Raw genomic sequence first — 1,477 nt, forward strand, 5'->3', positions numbered from 1 at the left:
GACCCTTTACCAAATGGGCGATCAGGTCCTCGGGAATGCTCGGCAGCGCGCGGTCGGCGGCTTGGCTGGTCTTCGTCTTGCGTGGCATACATGCTTATATGGACGCCTCCGTTTGCGCTAGTGTTTCGAGCATCTGGCATAACAGGAACGGTTTGCAGCTTTATATCCGGCCTTATTGCAGCGATTCCTATGCTGCGGGCCCCTATGGAATTGTGAGTCAGCTGATATTGCCGCTGCGGGCCCCGATGAAATCCGCTGACTCACACCTCATTGCGGGTACGAGCTCGAAGCTCGGCAACCAGTTCAGGTTTAGTGAGTCCCGGTCCAACCTATCGCGCCATCACACTCGATTGCCAACGCAACCTTCCCGCTCTACAAGCTATCTATACGTGTGATCTACTGAGCCGTTCGTTGATGCAGGTGCTACGCTCACATACCCTTTTTGATATGACCGACCATGAGCCAATACCGCCCAAATCGTGCGAGCCATCTTGTTGGCTAACGCAACGATTAGCACATTCGGCGGTCGCCGTTTCCTCATTTGCTCGACCCACGGTCCCGGGGCTTTCGCATGTTGCAGCACGCTACGAGCGCCGTGAATCAACAACGTGCGCAGATAGGTATCGCCGCGTTTGCTGATCCCATGCAGATTGACTTTACCGCCAGACCCAGTCTGCTTTGGCACCAGTCCAGCCCACGCGGCAAACTCACGGCCTGACTTGAATGTCCTTGCATCGCCAATCATTGCAACGGCGGCCGTGGCCGTCAGTAGCCCGACGCCTGGGATTTCGCTGATGGCCTTCACAGGGCCATCCTCCTTTTTCCATTCGCGCAGCCTTCGCTCGATTGCCGCAATTTGCTTATCCAGCTTCGTGAGTCCGTTCCACTGCTCACACAACGTGTCAATTAGTACTGCTGGCAACCGGTCGGCCAATCGGGCGAGTACGTCAGGCATTGCCTTGTCCAAGGCCGAGCGGCCTTTCCCCATCACTTGGCCGTACTCGGTCAGCAGACCCCGCAGGCAGTTGATCTGCATTGTGCGGAACTTTACCAATTGCTCGCGCGATCGATGCAGTGCCAGCATTGCTTGCTGCATCTCAGTCTTTACGGCGATCGCCTTGCCCGGCTGCTGCACCGCCAGCCAGATCGCCCGGGCATCCGCTGCGTCGTTCTTGTTGCGAATATTGAACGCTTTTACGAACTCAGCCGGCATTAGCCTTACCTGATGACCCATCCCTGTGAGTTGTCTCGCCCAGTGGTGGGAACCGCCACACGCCTCCATGCCTATCAGGCAAGGCATGCGGTTGGCGAAGTATTGCAGGAACTTCCCCCGGGAGATCGGTTTATTCACGATCTCGCCGCTGTCCTGATCCACGTAGTGCACCTGGTCGGGTAGCAGCGACGCATTACTGCGCCGCCGCCCCCTCAGAACCGGACGTGCAGGTCGCCCCGCATCCGGCTCAAGCCATTCCTTCAG

At 57.6% G+C, this 1,477-nt stretch carries 1 protein-coding gene; it reads right to left on the reverse strand.

Going from position 1 to position 1,477, the window contains the following annotated elements; genetic code table 11:
- Nucleotides 1-379 precede the first annotated feature (379 nt).
- A complete protein-coding gene (locus tag A3A5_RS39140; protein WP_051108562.1) occupies nucleotides 380-1,429 on the reverse strand; it encodes an IS110 family transposase in 1,050 nt (349 codons plus the stop codon).
- Nucleotides 1,430-1,477 lie beyond the last annotated feature (48 nt).

The organism is Cupriavidus sp. UYPR2.512, assembly GCF_000379565.1.
In the GTDB taxonomy this organism is placed as follows: Bacteria; Pseudomonadota; Gammaproteobacteria; order Burkholderiales; family Burkholderiaceae; genus Cupriavidus.